Below are 17,325 nucleotides of genomic sequence, written 5' to 3'. Positions count from 1 at the left end.
TGTTTTCCGGTCAGTCGCGGCTGATTTTTGTGCACGTCATCGTCCCAAAACGGCTCGCCTCTTTAGGCGAAGTGCTCAGATTGCAAGCAGCAGATGCTCCGGATCGCCAAGCAGCAGCTTTGTGACAACGCCGAGGCCGGCGCGCAGTTCCCCTTCCGTGGTCGAACCCAGTGAGATGCGCACCGCCGGATGCCACGGCGCATCCGAAATGCGGAAGGATGTACCCGGCGCAATCGCCACGCCTCGCAGCCGCGCCTGGGCGACAAAGCTTTCCTCGGCCCGATCGGCCGGCAGTTCCAGCCAGATGTGCAGCCCGTCATGCCGGGCACGATATTTGACCCCGGCTAGCACCTCCGCCGCGATATCCAGCCGCCGCCGCAACGCCGCACGCTGCCAGCGGACGAGTTCAATCGCCGTGCCGTCGGTCACCCATTTGGTGGCGATCTCGGCCACCAGCGGCGTCGCCATCCAGTTCGACACCAGATGCCGGTTGGCAACGGCGGCGACATAGCGGTCGGGCGCGGCGAGATAGCCGATGCGCAGGCCGGGCACGGTGATCTTGGTGAAGGAGGTGACGTAAAGCGTGCGTTCCGGGGCGAAAGCGGCGACCGGCGGCGGCCGATCCTCGACCAGCGGACCCAGCACATCGTTCTCGATTATGGCGATGTCGTGCTTGCGGGCGACCGCAGCGATCTCTTCGCGCCGCCGCGCGTCCATCAGGGTCGCCGTCGGGTTGATCACCGAGGGCTGCACGAACACCGCGCGGATGTCGGAGAGCCGACAGGCTTCGTCCAGCGCTTCGGGAATCAGGCCATTGCCGTCGATGGGCAGGCCTTCGAGGTTGAAGCCGAGATACCGCGCCAGCGGCACCAGCGTGTGGTGGCCGATCGCCTCGGTGGCAACCGTCGAGCCCGGCGGCGCAACGCTCATCAGCGCCACGGTCATGCCGGCGGTGGCGCCATTGGTCAGGCTGATGTTCTGCGGCGAGACATCAAGGCCGCATAGCTTCAGCCATTCGACCGCCACCGCACGGTGGCGTGGAAACACCATGTTGGGCCGGAACGACAGCGCCGAACTCGACGGCAGGTTCTCGGCCAGCCAGCCCAGCGCCTGCTTCAGCCGCTCCAGATGCATCGGCTCGCAGACCGGCTTCAGGATCGAGAGGTCGATGACCTCGCCGAGGCGTTCGGGCAGATAGGGCGGCTCCGGTTCGCGGCGCTGCGTCTGGACGAAACTGCCGCGGCCGATCTCGCCCGAGATCAGGCCGCGCCGGATCAATTCCTCATAGGCGCGGCTGACCGTTTGCACCGAGAGCTTGAGATCGTCGGCCAGCCGGCGATGCGTCGGCAGCCGGGAGCCATTGGCCAGGCGCCCGTCATGAATGGCGCGCGCGAACTGGTCGGCCAGCGACTGATAGGCCGGCCGCCGGATGAGCGCGGGATCGGGTTGCCACAATGTCATGACTTATTAGAGATCGAAATCAGTGCAATTGACAATCGAAATAATGCGCCGTCATGGTACTGGCGACGAAAAAGTGGGCCGTGATGACTGCTGCGAAACTCGACGCGATCGATCTCAAAATCCTCGACGCCATCCAGCGCGACGGCCGCATCACCAAGCTGGCGCTGGCCGAGCAGGTCGGCCTGTCGCCGACGCCATGCTGGATGCGGCTGCGCAAGCTGGAGAAGGCGGGCATCGTCTCGGGCTACCATGCCCGGATCGCCATGCGCACAGTGGCGCCCGTCGCGACCGTGCTGATGGAGGTGACGCTGGCCAGCCATCGCCAAGCCGATTTCGATCGCTTCGAACGCGTCATCCGCGACATCCCCGAGATCGTCGCCTGCTGGTCGGTGGGCGGCGGCGTCGACTATGTTGTGAAGGTGATGGCGCGTGACATCGACGCCTATCAGCGGCTGGTCGACGGCCTGCTGGAGCGCGAGATCGGCATCGACCGCTACTTCACCTACATCGTCACCAAGACGGTGAAGGACGAGATCGCACTTCCGATAGCCGACCTTTTGCCGGCATCGCCGTAGCGCGGAGAGATCGTCTGCCCGACCGTCGCAATAGAGAGACTCTCTCTATCAGCGTGCGCCCAAACAGCCTCTCTGTCTGCCCGCGATCGATAATCTCCTCGCATCAGACCGAACCGGGAGGCTTCGACCATGTCCGCGCATTTTGCCCGCTCGCATCGCCATGAAGCGCTCGACCGCCTTGCTGATCGCCGGCTGCTGCGCGAGCTCGCCTATGTCGACGGCCACTGGACGGCAAGCGAGGCCGCTGAAAGCTTCGAAGTCACCGATCCGGCCACCGGCATCACCGTCGCTTTCGTGGCCGCGCTTGACGCGCGCCAGACGACAAAAGCGATCGATGCCGCGGCGCGCGCTTTTCCGGCCTGGCGGGCGCTGCTGCCGCAAGAGCGCTCGAAAATCCTGCGGAAATGGTTCGAGCTGATCATCGCCGCGAAAGACGATCTTGCCCTGCTGATGACGCTGGAACAGGGCAAGCCGCTGCGGGAGTCGATTGGTGAAATCGACTATGCCGCCTCCTTCGTCGAGTGGTACGCCGAGGAAGCCAAACGCCTCAACGCGGAAAGCGTCACCAGCCATCTGCCGAACGCGGAAATGATGGTGCGGCGCGAACCGCTTGGCGTCGTCGGTGTCGTCACGCCGTGGAATTTTCCATCGGCCATGCTGACCCGCAAGGCGGCGGCGGCACTGGCCGCCGGCTGCACAATCGTTGTGCATCCGTCCTCGGAGACGCCGCTGTCGGCGCTGGCGCTGGCCGAACTCGGCGAGCGCGCAGGCCTGCCTGCCGGCGTCTTCAACATCATCACCGGCAAGGCCGCGACGATTGTCGGCCGCATGTGCGAGGATCCACGCGTTCGCGCCATGAGCTTCACCGGTTCGACCGAAATCGGCAGGCTGATCGCCGCACAGAGTGCGCCGACGATGAAGCGGCTGGTGATGGAGCTTGGCGGCCACGCACCGCTGATCGTCTTTGCCGATGCCGATCTGGACAAGGCGGTGAGCATCGCCATCGACGCCAAATTCGCCACCTCGGGCCAGGATTGCCTGGCCGCGAACCGCATCTATGTCCAGCGCCCGATCCATGATCGCTTCTGCGCCGCCTTCGCCAGGCGCATCGAAACATTGCGGACTGGCAACGGCCTTATTCAGGAAACCGACATCGGGCCGCTGATGCATGAGCGCGCCGTCACCAAGGTCGAGGAGCAGGTCGCCGATGCCATCGCCCACGGCGCGCGCTGCCTTGTCGGCGGCAAGCGGCATCAGGCCGGGCCGCTGTTCTACCAGCCGACATTGCTGGCGGATGTGCCCGACGAGGCGCTGATCATGCGCGAGGAAACCTTCGGCCCGGTTGCCGCTGTCACACCTTTCGACAGCGAGGACGAGGTGATCGCCCGCGCCAATGCCACCGAATACGGCCTCGTCGCCTATGTGGTGACCGAGAACGGCGCGCGCCAGCAGCGCATGGGCCGCGCGCTCGACTACGGCATGATTGCCGTCAACCGCGTCAAGATTACCGGCGCGCCGATCCCGTTCGGCGGCGTCAAGCAATCCGGCATCGGCCGCGAAGGCTCGCGCCACGGGCTCGAAGCTTTCACCGATCTGAAATATCTCTGCCTGGACGTCGCCTAAGTGCGTCCAGCCATCCCTTAAGGAGTCAAAAAATGCTCGATCAGTCCAACGAACTCGCCGCCTGGGATCGCGATCACTTCTTCCATCCCTCGACGCATATGGGCACGCACGCGCGGGGCGAATCGCCGACGCGCATCATGGCCGGCGGCGAAGGGGTCACCGTCTGGGACAACAATGGCAGGAAGAGCATCGATGCCTTCGCCGGCCTCTATTGCGTCAATGTCGGCTATGGCCGGCAGAAGATCGCCGATGCCATCGCCACCCAGGCCAAGAATCTTGCCTATTACCACGCCTATGTCGGGCACGGCACCGAGGCCTCGATCACGCTGTCCAAGATGATCATCGACCGCGCGCCCAAGGGCATGTCGAGGGTCTATTTCGGCCTCTCCGGTTCGGATGCCAACGAAACCAACATCAAGCTGATCTGGTACTACAACAATGTGCTTGGCCGGCCGGAGAAGAAGAAGATCATCTCGCGCTGGCGTGGTTATCACGGCTCGGGCGTGATGACCGGATCGCTGACCGGGCTTGATCTCTTCCACAACGCCTTCGACCTGCCGCGCGCGCCGATCCTGCACACCGAAGCGCCCTACTACTTCCGCCGCGCCGACCGCTCGATGAGCGAGGAGCAGTTCTCGCAACATTGCGCCGACAAGCTCGAGGAGATGATCCTGGCCGAAGGCCCCGAGACCGTCGCCGCCTTCATCGGCGAGCCGATCCTCGGCACCGGCGGCATCGTGCCGCCCCCCGCCGGCTATTGGGAAAAGATCCAGGCCGTGCTGAAAAAGTACGACGTGCTTCTGGTCGCGGATGAAGTGGTGACGGGCTTCGGCCGATTGGGCACCATGTTCGGTTCCGACCATTACGGCATCAAGCCCGATCTGATCACCATCGCCAAGGGCCTGACCTCGGCCTATGCGCCGCTGTCGGGCGTCATCGTCGCCGACAAGATGTGGCAGGTGCTGGTGCAGGGTTCCGACAAGCTCGGCTCGCTCGGCCATGGCTGGACCTATTCGGCGCATCCGATCTGCGTAGCCGCCGGCGTCGCCAATCTCGAACTGATCGACGAGATGGACCTGGTGACGAATGCCCGCGAGACCGGCGCCTATTTCCGTGCCGAACTGGCCAAGGCCGTCGGCGGCCACAAGAATGTCGGCGACGTGCGCGGCGACGGCATGCTGGCGGCGGTCGAGTTCGTCGCCGACAGGGACGACCGGGTGTTCTTCGACGCCTCGCAGAAGATCGGTCCGCAGGTGGCGACGGCACTTGCCGCCAGCGGCGTCATCGGCCGTGCGATGCCACAGGGCGATATTCTCGGCTTCGCGCCGCCGCTCTGCCTGACCCGCGAAGAAGCCGACGTCGTCGTCTCCAGGACCGCCGATGCGGTGAACAGCGTTTTTGCCAATCTCTGAATCGACCCATGAATGCCATGACCAGAACCCTTCCCGCCACCATGGCCGCCGTGCTGCTCACCGGGCACGGCGGACCGGAAAAGCTCGTCTACCGCACCGATGTGAAAGTGCCCGCGCCCGCCCCCGGCGAAGTGCTGGTGAAAGTCAGCGCCTGCGGGATGAACAACACCGATGTCTGGGTGCGCCAAGGCGCCTATGGCACGGAGGAGGACGCCGCCGCCGTGTCGACCTGGCGGCGCCAGGGCAACACGCTGACCTTTCCGCGTGTCCAGGGCACCGACACGGTGGGCATCGTCGCTGCCGTCGGCGAAGGCGTCTCGCCGGATCGCATCGGCGAACGGGTGATGGTCGATTTCTCCATCTACAACCGCGACGACGATTCACTGGCCGACATCGACTATATGGGCCATGGTCGAGATGGCGGTTACGCCGAGTATCAGGCCGTGCCGGCCGAAAATGCGCATGTCGTCGATACGGAGATGAGCGATGTCGAACTCGCCACCTTCTGCTGCGCCTATCTTACCGGCGAACAGATGCTGGAACGCGCCGGCCTGAAAGCCGGCGAGCGCGTGCTGGTCACGGGCGCCTCGGGCGGTGTCGGCTCCGGCATCGTGCAACTGGCACGGGCGCGCGGCGCCATCCCCTATGCCGTCGTCGGCAAAGGCAAGGAGCAGGCGGTGCGTGATATCGGCGCCGAGGCTGTCATCACCCGTGGCGTCGCCAACCTGCCGCAAGCCGTGGCCGAGGCGACCGGCGGCAAGCCGATCGACGTGGTCGCCGACCTCGTCGGCGGCGCGATCTTCAACGACCTGCTACGCATCCTGAGGCCCGAGGGCCGCTATACCACCGCGGGCGCGATCGCCGGTCCGGTCGTGCAGCTCGATCTCAGGACCATGTACCTCAAGCAGCTGCAATTGCACGGCTCGAGCCAGGGCACGCGCGCCGATTTTCGCCGCATCGTCGGATATATCGAGGCGAAAAAGATCCGGCCGCTGGTCGGCGGCGTCTATAGGCTGTCCGATTTCCATCGCGCGCAGGCCGATTTCATCGCCAAGGATTTCGTTGGCAAGCTGGTGGTGGTGCCCGACGCGGTCGCGGAGCAATCGGCGTAGCTCCCGAAATCCAGGCATCCTCGCTTCTGCCGTCCTCCTACCGCTGCCATAACGGGAATGGCTTGCAGTCCAGCCTGCAAGCCGTCACAAACAGTGACGCCCGCCGCGCCGCTGGTCCGGGCCTCCGGTCACAGGATACAGGCGAGAATGACAGCCCGAATGATAGTGCTCGACGCCAAGCCGCTCGGCGTCGCGGATGTCGCCGAGATCGCACGCCGCAACGCCCGGCTCATGCTGGGCGAGGAGGCGATGCGCCGGATCCGGGCGAGCCGCTCCCTCATCGAGCATCTGACGCAGCTCGGCAAGCCGATGTACGGCGTCACCACGGGCCTGGGCGCCTGTGTCGATACACCGCTCGCGCAGGCCGACCTGATCGCCTTCCAGCACAGCGTGCCGCTCAGCCACAGCATGGGCATCGGGCCTGCTCTGCCGACCGAGGCGGTGCGGGCGATGATGACCGCGCGCATCTCAGGCATGGCGGCCGGCGGCACTGGCACCTCCGAGCGCGTGGTGATGGGCCTTGTGGCGGCGCTTAACGCCGGCGTCCATCCGGTGATCCCCACCTGGGGATCGATCGGGGCGGCCGACCTTGCCCATCTCGGCCATATGGCAAGGGCGCTGGGCGGCGACGGCGAAGCGGAGTTCCGGGGCAGGATCATGCCGTCCGCCGAGGCACTCGCGCTGGCCGGGCTCGAACCGCTCGACCTGCGCGAGAAGGACGGCCACGCCATCATCGTCGCCAACAGCCTGTCGACCGGGACGGCCTGCCTGTGCCTCGAGGATGTCGGGCATCTCATCGACTGGGCGCTGGCAGCGGTCGCCCTCAACTATGAGGCGTTCCGTTCTTCCCTCACCGCGATCGACGAGCATGCGCTGGCCGCGCGGCCGGCCTTCGGCCAGCGCGAGATCGGTGCCCGGCTGCGCAAGGAACTGGCGGGAAGCGGCCTGTGGAAGAACAAGGCGGCACGGCGCCTCCAGGATCCGCTCAGCTATCGCTGCGTGCCCCAGGTCTGGGGTGGCCTGCTCCACGCATTCGAGCAGGCGCGGCTGGCGACCGAGATCGAACTGACCCACTCAGGCGACAATCCGGTGATCCTGGCCGAGTGCGAGCGGGTGATCTCGAACGGCAATTTCGATCTCACGGCGATGACGCTGGCCTGGGAACAGCTTGGCCAGGCGCTGGCGCATTGCGCGGTCGGCATCGCCAACCGCGGCATGAAGCTGATGTCGCCGATAACTGCCGAACTGCCGCGCTTCCTGTCGGCCAGGGGCGGCAGCCGCCAGGGCTATGCCGAACTACAGAAGCCGCTGGCCGCGCTGGAAGCCGAGATCCGCCATCTGGCCAATCCGATGTCGCTCAGCCCGCTTGCCGTATCTGACGGCATCGAGGACCAGTCGTCGATGGCGCCGCGGGTGGTGGCCAAGACCACCGAGATCGTCGAGCGCATGCGCTATCTGGTTGCGATGGAGCTGATCTTCGCGGCGACGGGCGTGGAGTTGCGCGGCGTCGTCGACAGCATGGGCGAAGGGCCGCAGCGGACCTTTGCAGCGGTGCGCGCGCTCGTCAGCCCGCTCGATGACGACCGCGAGATGAGCGCCGACATGACCCGGGTCGCGCGCATGGTGGCTGGTCCCCGGTACTGAGCCGGCGGTCGAGCCCGTCGTGGTTGTGAACGCGGCAGCGGCAGGTCGAGACTATTGGTACGGCCCGCGAAGATTCAAGTTCTCGGCCAGCAGGCAGAAGCGGTCGATCAGCCGGACAAGCTCTTCGCCTTGTTCGGCCACGATCGTGCCGCGCTCGGCAGGTGCGACGTCCGAGAGGGCCTGCCACAAGCGGCTTTGCCGGTCACAGACATCCGCCAGTTCGGAGCATTCGCCAGAGGTCAGTTTCAAGATGTGATCCCCCGTCACCGGCCCGATGCCCGGAGGCGTCGTCGCCCCAAGGGAAAGATAGCCCGGCGGCACCGTGCCTTTCACGTTGGTCACCCATTTGCGGCAGATGACGTCGAACAACTGGTCTACGGCCTGCTTGGCGCCGGCGACGCGCGAGGGATGGTCCGTATCAGCCGCTGCATGCGGCAGAAGTTCAAGCTTGCCGGCATGCTTCCCGACGAGATCGAGATAAGGCAGCATCGGGCCTGAGAGACTGCCGGTGGAAGCATCGCTGAACAGGTCGGCGTCGATTGCGGCATGGCGGATCCGGCCGGACGACAAGGCGTCATCGAGAGCCTGAACGTCGACAAGCTCGCCACGATCATAATTGACCAGCACCGCGCCACTGTTCATGCGGCGCAAGACATCAGCACCGATGAGCCCGGCATTGGCGTAACGGCCGGTGTGCGCATCCTGTTTGCCCAAACCGACATGAACGCTGAGCACATCGGCGCCTTCAGCCGCATCGCAGAGGTCTGGCGCGAAGACAAAACCCTCGGCCTCCACCCAGTCCCGGTGTCTCGGCCTCGCGTGGATCACCACGCGCATGCCGAAGGCGCGGGCGAGCTTGGCGACCTCGCGACCGATATTGCCGTAACCGATGATCGCGATCGTCTTGCCTTCGAGCTTTTCGGTCGGAAAATCGCACAGCTCCCTGCCGGTGTCGAAGGCACCGCGCGCCACCCGCTCGTGAAGCGTGTCGACCGGGAGGTCCGGCAGCACTTTCAAGATCGCCTTCATCACCATCTGCGCCGTGGCACGGCTGTTGATGCCGGGCGTGTTCATCAGCACTGCCGCGCCGCCCTCGCCGCTGCCGCCACCCCAGGAGCGCGAGCCCATATTGCCGGTGCCGGCACCGATCCGCACGCCGGCCAGCGGAAAAACGGTTTCCGCGGGAAGGAAAGTCGCGGCGGCGATGACGGCGTCATAGCGCCCGTCGCCGGCGGCCTCGATCAGCTCTTCGCGCGTGCTGAGGTCCGGCTGGTAGAAGAAATGCACGCGGCCATGCTCAAGACCCGCTTTGTCGCCAAGCGCGCCTGCGTGGAAGCGGCCGCCCTTGGCTTCGATATGGGCGCGCACTTCGCCCGCGTCCGGCTTACCGTCAGGACCGAAGCGCAGGCCGACCAGATCGCAGATCAGCATGGCGTAGGCGCGTTGCGGATCGATTGGGTTCGTGGCCTGTGTATTCGCGTTCGCTGTCACGTCGTTTCCCCATGCAAGAACGGAAAGGCCTGCCGTTACAGCGGCACGCTCTCAATCAGAACCTATCCGCCCGGAAGGGCCTCAGATCGATCGCTGGCGGCAAACCCGCGGCTAGCTGCGACACGATCTAGAGGCTGGGTCCCAATTCGATCGCGCTGCCGTCGCTGAACCGGGATTGGCGGAACCTGTGAAGACTGTGTCCCGGCTCGTTTCCCTGGACGAGGTCTGACACGACGCGGCCCATTCCGGGTCCGATGCCGAAGCCGTGGCCGCTCATCCCTGTGGCGATAACGAGACCCGGAATTTCGGCGGCGCGATCAACGATGGGCACGACATCCGGCATCGCATCGATCATGCCCGCCCAGCTCGCCTTGAGCGGCACTGTCTTGAACTGCGGGAAAAGTGCAGTGAATTCGCGGTCGATATCGCGTAGCGCGGAGGTTTTGGGGGCGGGATCGAGGATACGTATCCGTTCGAACGGGCTTTCCTCGTCCGCGTTCCATTTGCGCGGGGTCGACCAGCTGTCCGGATAGCCTCGCGGCGCCGCCGGCAGGTAGCGGATGCCAAGAGGATTGGCCATCAGGGCGGGAACATATTTGCGCGCGTGACGAAACGCGTCAGGCCCGACATAGAGTTGACTGGAGCCTCCCGATGCGAGCGTGTAGCCGCCATCCTGCCTGCGCCGGAATGCGATATGCTCATCGGCGACGGCACCCGAATGGATTTCAGGCATGGGTTGGGTCGCGGCGACCGTCGACCTGACGCTGAGCTGCGGGATCGAGACGCCATGTGCGCGCAGGAAGAGCGACGTCCACGCACCACTCGCGACGACGGCGTTCGAGGTGGCGATACGACCCTGCTCGGTCCAGACACCGCTGATGCGCCCCGCCGAAATATCGAGCATCCGCGCCGCACAATTCTCGATGATGGTGACGCCCTGCCGGGCGGCCAGGCGAGCAAGGGCTGGCACCGCGACCCAAGGCTCGGCGCGCATGTCCGATGGGGTGGTCATCGCGCCCTTGAAGGGACGCGACATGGAAGGGATCAGCTTGGCCGTCTCGCCCCGGTCAAGCAGGCGCGTGTCGACGCCATGCATCTCGGCGATCTTCAGGAACTTGGCGAAACCGGCCATCTCCTTGTCGGTTCGCGCGAGATAGGTAACGCCCGTCTGCTTCAACCCGATGTCTTCGCCGCAGTCTTCGGCCAGTTGACGCCAGAGCCGTTGCGCTTCGATCACGATCGGCAGTTCATCGGCATCGCGACCCTGCTGCCGGATCCAGCCCCAGTTCCGCGACGATTGCTCGCCGGCAATGCGCCCCTTTTCCAGCAATGTCACCGAAATGTTCCGTCGTGCCAGGAACAAAGCCGTGGTCACGCCGATGATGCCGCCGCCAATGATCACAACCTCCGCGACCTTCGGCAACGGCGCCTGAAACTGGATCGGCATGGCTTCGGTGAAAGGAAAACGTGTCAAAGAATACGATCCTCCTGGTATTCCACGGCGGTAACTGGCCCTTGGCCGCCTTGGCCGCTTGCGTGGAATGTCGGCGATACCTGACCGAACTGATAGTCCGTCATGGCTGGGCCGGGCTGGAGAATCTGCGTGCCAATGCAATAAAGTTGTTGATGCAGATGGGACCCAATCGCGGCGCCGCTTCAGGCATAGTGCGATGCCGCCATTGGCCCCTTGAACGGTCAAGTCGGACACGCGTAACATCGCACCATCAGAACTGAGTCTGTTTTATTCGTCCGGGCTAATGTCCGGATTGGACTGGATATTTTCCTTGCTTACGGATGCAACCAGCAGCGCGGCGAAGCGCGGCAAGTCGTTTGCCCATGTGGCCGAAGCCTCCTGGGGCAAAGGCCTCAGCACCTTGCTGCGCATCGTGCGTATGACGCTGCGCCATCCCTGGCAAGTCGCCATCACCCTGGTCTCGACCTTCATCGCCGCGACGCTGCAACTCTTCATCCCACGCCTCTTGGGACGCGCCATCGACCAGGCGCAGGGCGTGATGGCCGCGGGTGCCGGCGCGGCGGCGGAACAGGCGCTGTGGAACACGGCGCTGACGCTGCTCGTGGTCAGCATCCTGCGCGGTCTCTTCACCATGGCGCAGAACTACTATGGCGAGGCCGTCGGCCACCGGACCGGCTATGAATTGCGCCTGGCGTTCTACGAGAAGATCCAGCGCCTGAGCTTCTCCTTCCACGACAAGGTCCATACCGGCGATCTGATCACGCTCGGTCTGCTCGATCTCGACGGCGTGCGCATGTTCTTTTCCACCGGCATCCTGCGCGTGGTGCTGCTCGGTGTGCTGATCGGCGTCGGCGCCTATCTCCTGATCAGCACCGATCTCGTGCTCGGGCTGCTCAGCTTGAGCTTCGTGCCGTTCGTCGCCTGGCGCTCATCGGTGACGCAACTGGCGCTGCGCAGCACCTGGCTGACGCTGCAGGAGCGTCTGTCGGTGCTGAGCCGGGTGATGGACGAGAATCTCGGCGGCATCCGCGTCGTGCGTGCCTTCGCGGCGCAGCGGCACGAGCTCAAAAAATTCGACCGTGCCAAGCAGGATGCGCTGGACCTCGCCAATAAGCGCGTCGACATCCGCGTCAGCAACACCAGCGCCATGAACTTTTCCTTCCTCGCCGCCATGGGCCTGGTGCTCTGGTTCGGCGGCCAGAAGGTGATCGCAGGCCAGATCAGCGTCGGCACGCTGGCCCAGTTCCTCACCTTCATGACCATTTTGCAGATGCCGGTGCGTCAGCTCGGCCTGATGGTCAACTCGTTCGCGCGCGCCTCGACCTGCGGCACGCGGCTATTCGAACTGCTCGACACCGAACTCGATATCAAGGACGCGCCCGGCGCAACGGATCTTGTCGTCACCGAGGGCGTGCTGCGCTTCGATGATGTCGGCTTCCGTTACGAGGGCTCAGGCGGCCGGCCGACACTGTCGGGCATTTCGTTCGAGGCCAGGTCCGGCGAAACCATCGGCATTGTCGGCCCCCCGGGCAGCGGCAAGTCGACCATCGCGCATCTGATCCCGCGCTTCTACGACGTCACATCGGGCGCGATCACCATCGACGGGCAGGACATCCGCAAGGTCACGCTGCAATCATTGCGCAAGGCGGTCGGCGTCGTGCAGCAGGACGCGTTCCTGTTCACCACCTCGATCGAAAACAACATCGCCTATGGCAATCCGTGGGCGCGCGAGACCCGCATCGGGCAGGCAGCCGAATATGCCCAGTTGCACAACTACATCATCGGGCTCCCCGCCGGCTACACCACGGTCGTCGGCGAACGCGGCGCATCGCTTTCCGGCGGCCAACGGCAGCGCCTGACCATCGCGCGCAGCCTGATGCTGCGGCCATCGGTGCTGGTCTTCGACGATTCGACCGCAGCCATCGACGCCGGCACCGAGCAGCGGATCCGGGCGGCGATGAAGCGCTTCGCCAGGGATCGGGTGACGCTGATCATCTCGCATCGGCTGAGTTCGCTGATGCATGCCGACCAGATCCTGTTCGTCGAAGGGGGCCGGATCGTCGAGCGCGGCACGCATGAGGAGCTGCTGGCGCAAGGTGGACGCTATCGCGCGCTTTACGATCTGCAATTGCGGCCGGACGACGATCGGCCGGTGGCCGGGACCGAATGGCAACAATCATGAGCTTTGCCTTTGCACCTCGCGCAGCGGTCGTGATCGTATGCATTCTATCGGGCATATGGCTTATAAGGTTTTGTATATCCGTAGTTTATCCCGCGCTGTTGTCGGGTATATTCACCGCGCGCGGCAGAGTATACATGAAGGAAATGCACCCGATCAGATTTTGGTTGGCAGTTTGTTTTTATGTTACGGCGACGGCGGGCATGATAACAACGACTTTTTTTCTAATATACATGTATGCTTATAAGGGAATCTGATGTCGACAGACATCGACGATGAGAAGGAAGACACCAGCGGGCGGCCGACCAAGGCCGTCGTCGGGTCGCATCGCGACGAGGAAGAGGTTTTCGGCAAGGCTTACGATCCGCGCATCATCAGGCGCATCTGGAGCTTCGTCAGGCCGTATCGGGGCCGGATTTTCATCTCGGTCGCCGCTGTGCTGGTGTTCACGCTGACGCAGCTCGCGATCCCGCTGGTCATCCGCTACGCCATCGATCATGGCATGGCCGCGGGCAGGCTCGACCACTCGGTGATGATCTCGGCGACAGGTGTCTTCGCGGTGATCATCCTCATCAACTATGCCGCCAGCCATGTGCAGGAAAGCGTCGTCGGCAAGGTGGCCGAGAACGTGCTGTCCGATTTGCGCCGCGCCATGTTCAGCCACCTGCAGCGCGTCTCGCTGAGCTTCATGGACAAGACCGAGGTCGGCCGCCTGATGTCGCGCCTGCAGGGCGACGTCAATTCGATGCAGGAGTTCCTCGAAACATCCGTGATGTCGGTGGGCGACATCGTGCTCTTGTTCGGTATCGTCTGCGTGCTTTTGTGGCTCGACTTCCGGCTCGGGCTTTTGACGCTATCGACCATGCCGGTGCTGTTCATCGTGCGCCTGTTCTGGCTGCCGCGCGCCAAGGTCGCCTTCATGGCGGCGCACGAGACCAACTCGATCGCCAACGGGGCGCTCGCAGAAGGCATCCATGGCGTGCGCACCGTGCAGAGCCTCGAGCGCCAGCATGTCAATTTCGACCTCTACGACGAGAAGGTGCTGGCCAATCTCAATGCCCACCTGCGGTCGGCCAAATACGCGCAGGTGATGGTGCCGATCGTCGACACGCTGACCGGCATCGCCATGGCGACGGTCATCGTCGTCGGCGGTTCGATGGTGCTGTCGCACAGCCTCGATGTCGGCGTCATGGTGGCGTTCCTGTTCTACATCCAGCGTTTCTTCGACCCGATCCGCTCGCTCACCATGCAGTACAGCGTCATGCAGCGCGCCATGGCTTCGGGCCAGCGCATCTCCGAAGTGCTAGACGTACCGGTGGATGTCAGCGACAAGGAGAATGCCGTGACGCTGTCGCGCGACATGGACGGCTCGGTCGAGTTCAGGAACGTCACCTTCGGCTACAGGCAAAACCAGCCGGTGCTGAAGAACATCTCTTTCCGCGTCAATCCGGGTGAGACCGTCGCCCTTGTCGGCCCGACCGGGTCGGGCAAGTCGAGTTCCATGGCGCTGGTGCACCGTTTCTACGATGTCTGGTCGGGTGAGGTCCTGGTCGGCGGCCATGATGTGCGCGACCTGACGCAGGATTCGCTCGGAGACCAGGTGGCCATGGTGCTGCAGGAGCCGTTCCTGTTTTCCGGCACGGTGCTGGAGAACATCCGCTATCACAAGACCGGCGCGACCCGCGAGGAAGTGGTGCGCGCGGCACAAGCCGTGGGCGCGCACGACTTCATCGAGCACCTGCCCAATGGCTACGACACCGAGCTCGAGCAGCGCGGCGGCAATCTCTCGCTCGGCCAGCGCCAGCTGATCAGTTTTGCACGCGCGCTGGTGGCCGACGCCAAGATCCTGGTGCTCGACGAGGCCACGGCCAGCATCGATTCCTACACCGAGATGCTGATCCAGAAGGCGTTGATCAAATTGCTGGAGGGCCGCACCGGGCTGGTCATCGCCCACCGTCTGGCCACCATACGCGGCGCCGACCGCATCATCGTCCTGCAGAATGGCGAGATCGTCGAAAGCGGCAACCACGAACAGCTGATGCGGAAGAAAGGCCTCTACGCCCGCCTTTACAACATGAACTACGCTTCGTTCGACGACATTTCCGAGGAGGAAATGAGAATGGACGCGGCTGTCGGCAAAGCGACGTGAGGGTTGCGGCAGAACCGGACAGGAATGGAGAGCAGCGGGATGATCGCTGTCAGCGGTTGCCCAGGGACACAATGCATCCGGCGAATCCCTGTCCCGATTTTGTGAAGGAACGCATCGGGTGCGGAGGCCGTTTTCTGGTCATGCATGTCTCGCATGAACAGGAGGCATCCTCATGAAACGGCAGATGATGTCCACCGGTGTCATCATATTGGCGGCCGCGAGCGCGATTTCATTCAGTTCCATCGCCGATGCCGCGGTCAGGCACCATGCGGTCAGGCACCATTTTGTCCACACCACAACTCATCATGGTGACAGGTATCGGCATGCCGTTCACCACGAATATGTGGTGGTTGGCGACGGTTTGACTGGCGACAACTCGGCCGGCGTCAATGGCGGGATGGACAGCTACTACAATGGCTACGGCAGCTATCGTGGGTATGTCGGCGGCTTCTGCGGAACCATTGCATGGACGCTCGGCATATGCAGTCCCCATGGTCCTTGAGTCCTGACCGCTGAGCGGATCGGCAAAGTGTGAGCGCGCGGATGCTACGCCATTTCGGGACGTCTTGACGCCTCGCGGATCGCCTTGTGCACGCCGCGCTGCAAATCCATGAAAGCCGGAGTTTCCATCACCTCTTCCCGGCGCGGACGCTCGATGTCGACGTTGAAGGTCTGCATGATGCGTCCCGGGCCGATCCCCATGACGACGATGCGGTCCGACAGATAGACGGCCTCCTCGACGTCATGCGTGACGAAGAGCACGGTGAGCCGATGCTCCTCCCATATCTGGGTCAGCAGTTCCTGCATCTGGTGCCGGGTCAAGGCGTCCAACGCGCCAAAGGGCTCGTCCATCAAAAGCATCTTGGGCCGATAGGAAAGCGCGCGCGCAATGGCGACGCGCTGCTTCATGCCGCCCGAGAGCTCCGATGGATAACGCTCGGCGCTGTCCGACAGCTTGACCAGATTGAGATGCTCGAGCGCGATCTCGCGGCAGGCCGCGCGATCATAACCGGCGGCCTTGAGGGCAAACTCGATGTTCTGCCGCGCCGTCAGCCACGGAAGCAGCGTGTAGGACTGGAAGACGACGCCACGATCGAGACCCGGCTGCAGGATCGGTGCGCCATCGATACTGAGATCACCGGCGTCGAAGTCCTGCAGTCCGGCCACGATCGACAGCAGTGTGCTCTTGCCGCAGCCCGATGTGCCGACGAGAGAAACGAATTCGTTGTCGGCAAGATCGAGGTTGATGTCGCGCAGCACCTCGGTGCGCCGCTCTCCCGTGCCGAAGCTCTTGTGGAGACCCGCGATGCGCAATTTGGGAGGGTTCATCGGCCGTTCCTCATTGCGAGTGGCCATCCTGCCTGAACAGCACCTTTTCCAGTGCCTTCATGACCTGGTCGGTGATGAGGCCGAGCACGCCGAGCAGCAGGATGTAGCCGATGATGGTGTTTGTCTGGAAATAGCGCTGCGACACGGTGATGCGATAGCCGAGGCCAGATGTCGCCGCGACGAGTTCAGCCAGCACCAGCCAGGTCCATGCCCAGCCCAGGCTGATGCGCAGCGTGTCCCAGATGCCGGGCAAGGCACTGGGAACGACGATGCGCGTCAGGATCTTGCGGTCCGGCAGGCCGAGCGTGCGGCCGAGGCCGATGAAATCGGCTGGCACCCGCTTCACATTGTCCATGATCATCAGCACCTGCTGGAAGAAGGTGCCGATGAAGATGATCAGGAATTTCTGCGTATCGCCGGTACCCGCCCACAGGATGGAAAGCGGCACGAAAGCGACGACCGGCATGTAGCGGATGAAATCCACCAGCGGCTCGATGGCCGCTTCCCATGAGCGGAAACTGCCGATCAGCACGCCGATCGGTATGGACAGTGCCGAGGCGATGAGGAAACCGATGGAAATGCGGTACATCGAGGCCCTGAGATCCAGCCACAACGTACCCTCGGTCGCGAGCTTGGCTATCTGGGTCGCGACACTGCCCGGCGACGGCAGGAAGATGGGCTTTACCCATCCCAGTCCGGTCGCCGCCCACCAGGCAAGGCCAAGCCCGACAAAGACGGCTACGGCGATCGTCAGGAAACGCGACCTGGCGATCGGCACGCCGATCCCGGAGGATCGACGGCGCCTTGCCTGTTTCGTGACCGATCCCGGTGCGGAGCGAGCCGGGGCCGTTTTCGCGGAGGGCTCTGCGGACATCT

The 17,325-nt window shown here is 64.0% G+C and carries 13 protein-coding genes; 8 read left to right on the top strand and 5 right to left on the bottom strand.

Annotated elements, in window-relative coordinates; all coding sequences use genetic code 11:
• Window positions 1-75 precede the first annotated feature (75 nt).
• The gene (locus LB577_RS05940) at window positions 76-1,461 is read right to left on the bottom strand and encodes a PLP-dependent aminotransferase family protein (protein ID WP_224685958.1); all 1,386 of its coding nucleotides are present in this window, start codon (window positions 1,459-1,461) and stop codon (window positions 76-78) included.
• Window positions 1,462-1,544: 83 nt separating this feature from the next.
• On the opposite strand from LB577_RS05940, the gene LB577_RS05935 reads away from it, so the two are divergent.
• The 5 genes from LB577_RS05935 (at window position 1,545) to hutH (ending at window position 7,827) form a co-directional block, all read left to right on the top strand.
• The gene (locus tag LB577_RS05935) at window positions 1,545-2,036 is read left to right on the top strand and encodes an Lrp/AsnC family transcriptional regulator (RefSeq protein WP_224685957.1); all 492 of its coding nucleotides are present in this window, start codon (window positions 1,545-1,547) and stop codon (window positions 2,034-2,036) included.
• A gap of 129 nt (window positions 2,037-2,165) precedes the next feature.
• Window positions 2,166-3,659, top strand: coding sequence for an NAD-dependent succinate-semialdehyde dehydrogenase (locus LB577_RS05930; RefSeq protein WP_224685956.1), 1,494 nt, complete (start codon window positions 2,166-2,168; stop codon window positions 3,657-3,659).
• 32 nt (window positions 3,660-3,691) lie between these two features.
• Window positions 3,692-5,071 (top strand): aspartate aminotransferase family protein, encoded by a 1,380-nt coding sequence (locus tag LB577_RS05925; RefSeq protein WP_224685955.1) that lies wholly within the window; start codon window positions 3,692-3,694, stop codon window positions 5,069-5,071.
• Between the two features lie 8 nt (window positions 5,072-5,079).
• Window positions 5,080-6,183: an alcohol dehydrogenase family protein gene (locus LB577_RS05920; protein ID WP_224685954.1), complete on the top strand. Its 1,104-nt coding sequence runs from the start codon at window positions 5,080-5,082 to the stop codon at window positions 6,181-6,183.
• Window positions 6,184-6,330: 147 nt separating this feature from the next.
• Window positions 6,331-7,827, top strand: a complete 1,497-nt coding sequence (hutH, locus tag LB577_RS05915; protein ID WP_224685953.1) for a histidine ammonia-lyase — start codon at window positions 6,331-6,333, stop codon at window positions 7,825-7,827.
• A 51-nt stretch (window positions 7,828-7,878) separates the two neighbouring features.
• On the opposite strand, the gene LB577_RS05910 is transcribed toward hutH, so the two are convergent.
• Window positions 7,879-9,318, bottom strand: coding sequence for an NAD(P)-dependent oxidoreductase (locus LB577_RS05910; RefSeq protein ID WP_224685952.1), 1,440 nt, complete (start codon window positions 9,316-9,318; stop codon window positions 7,879-7,881).
• 127 nt (window positions 9,319-9,445) lie between these two features.
• Entirely contained in the window at window positions 9,446-10,792 is a 1,347-nt protein-coding gene (locus tag LB577_RS05905) for an NAD(P)/FAD-dependent oxidoreductase (RefSeq protein WP_224685951.1), read from the bottom strand.
• A gap of 283 nt (window positions 10,793-11,075) precedes the next feature.
• Here LB577_RS05905 and LB577_RS05900 point away from each other — a divergent pair, with 283 nt between their 5' ends.
• The 3 genes from LB577_RS05900 (at window position 11,076) to LB577_RS05890 (ending at window position 15,622) form a co-directional block, all read left to right on the top strand.
• Window positions 11,076-12,974 (top strand): ABC transporter ATP-binding protein, encoded by a 1,899-nt coding sequence (locus LB577_RS05900; RefSeq protein ID WP_411969200.1) that lies wholly within the window; start codon window positions 11,076-11,078, stop codon window positions 12,972-12,974.
• A gap of 253 nt (window positions 12,975-13,227) precedes the next feature.
• Entirely contained in the window at window positions 13,228-15,120 is a 1,893-nt protein-coding gene (locus LB577_RS05895) for an ABC transporter ATP-binding protein (RefSeq protein WP_224685949.1), read from the top strand.
• A 172-nt stretch (window positions 15,121-15,292) separates the two neighbouring features.
• Complete coding sequence (locus LB577_RS05890) at window positions 15,293-15,622, top strand: hypothetical protein (protein WP_013896985.1); 330 nt, start codon at window positions 15,293-15,295, stop codon at window positions 15,620-15,622.
• A gap of 44 nt (window positions 15,623-15,666) precedes the next feature.
• On the opposite strand, the gene LB577_RS05885 is transcribed toward LB577_RS05890, so the two are convergent.
• Both LB577_RS05885 and LB577_RS05880 read right to left on the bottom strand, forming a co-directional pair.
• Entirely contained in the window at window positions 15,667-16,449 is a 783-nt protein-coding gene (locus LB577_RS05885; protein WP_013896986.1) for an ABC transporter ATP-binding protein, read from the bottom strand.
• Between the two features lie 10 nt (window positions 16,450-16,459).
• A complete protein-coding gene (locus LB577_RS05880; protein WP_224685948.1) occupies window positions 16,460-17,227 on the bottom strand; it encodes an ABC transporter permease in 768 nt (255 codons plus the stop codon).
• Between the last annotated feature and the right edge of the window lie 98 nt (window positions 17,228-17,325).

The sequence above is a fragment of the Mesorhizobium sp. B283B1A genome, assembly GCF_020165735.1.
In the GTDB taxonomy this organism is placed as follows: domain Bacteria; phylum Pseudomonadota; class Alphaproteobacteria; order Rhizobiales; family Rhizobiaceae; genus Mesorhizobium; species Mesorhizobium opportunistum.
Note: the sequence above shows the minus strand (reverse complement) of the source record. Positions and strands in the feature narration are given on the sequence as shown.

What these genes read in the sequence shown, in the direction of transcription:
- LB577_RS05940 (WP_224685958.1), bottom strand. Translation starts at nt 1,461, where the DNA reads ATGACATTGTGGCAACCCGATCCCGCGCTCATCCGGCGGCCGGCCTAT.
- LB577_RS05935 (WP_224685957.1), top strand. Translation starts at nt 1,545, where the DNA reads ATGACTGCTGCGAAACTCGACGCGATCGATCTCAAAATCCTCGACGCC.
- LB577_RS05930 (WP_224685956.1), top strand. Translation starts at nt 2,166, where the DNA reads ATGTCCGCGCATTTTGCCCGCTCGCATCGCCATGAAGCGCTCGACCGC.
- LB577_RS05925 (WP_224685955.1), top strand. Translation starts at nt 3,692, where the DNA reads ATGCTCGATCAGTCCAACGAACTCGCCGCCTGGGATCGCGATCACTTC.
- LB577_RS05920 (WP_224685954.1), top strand. Translation starts at nt 5,080, where the DNA reads ATGAATGCCATGACCAGAACCCTTCCCGCCACCATGGCCGCCGTGCTG.
- hutH (WP_224685953.1), top strand. Translation starts at nt 6,331, where the DNA reads ATGACAGCCCGAATGATAGTGCTCGACGCCAAGCCGCTCGGCGTCGCG.
- LB577_RS05900 (WP_411969200.1), top strand. Translation starts at nt 11,076, where the DNA reads ATGTCCGGATTGGACTGGATATTTTCCTTGCTTACGGATGCAACCAGC.
- LB577_RS05895 (WP_224685949.1), top strand. Translation starts at nt 13,228, where the DNA reads ATGTCGACAGACATCGACGATGAGAAGGAAGACACCAGCGGGCGGCCG.
- LB577_RS05890 (WP_013896985.1), top strand. Translation starts at nt 15,293, where the DNA reads ATGAAACGGCAGATGATGTCCACCGGTGTCATCATATTGGCGGCCGCG.
- LB577_RS05885 (WP_013896986.1), bottom strand. Translation starts at nt 16,449, where the DNA reads ATGAACCCTCCCAAATTGCGCATCGCGGGTCTCCACAAGAGCTTCGGC.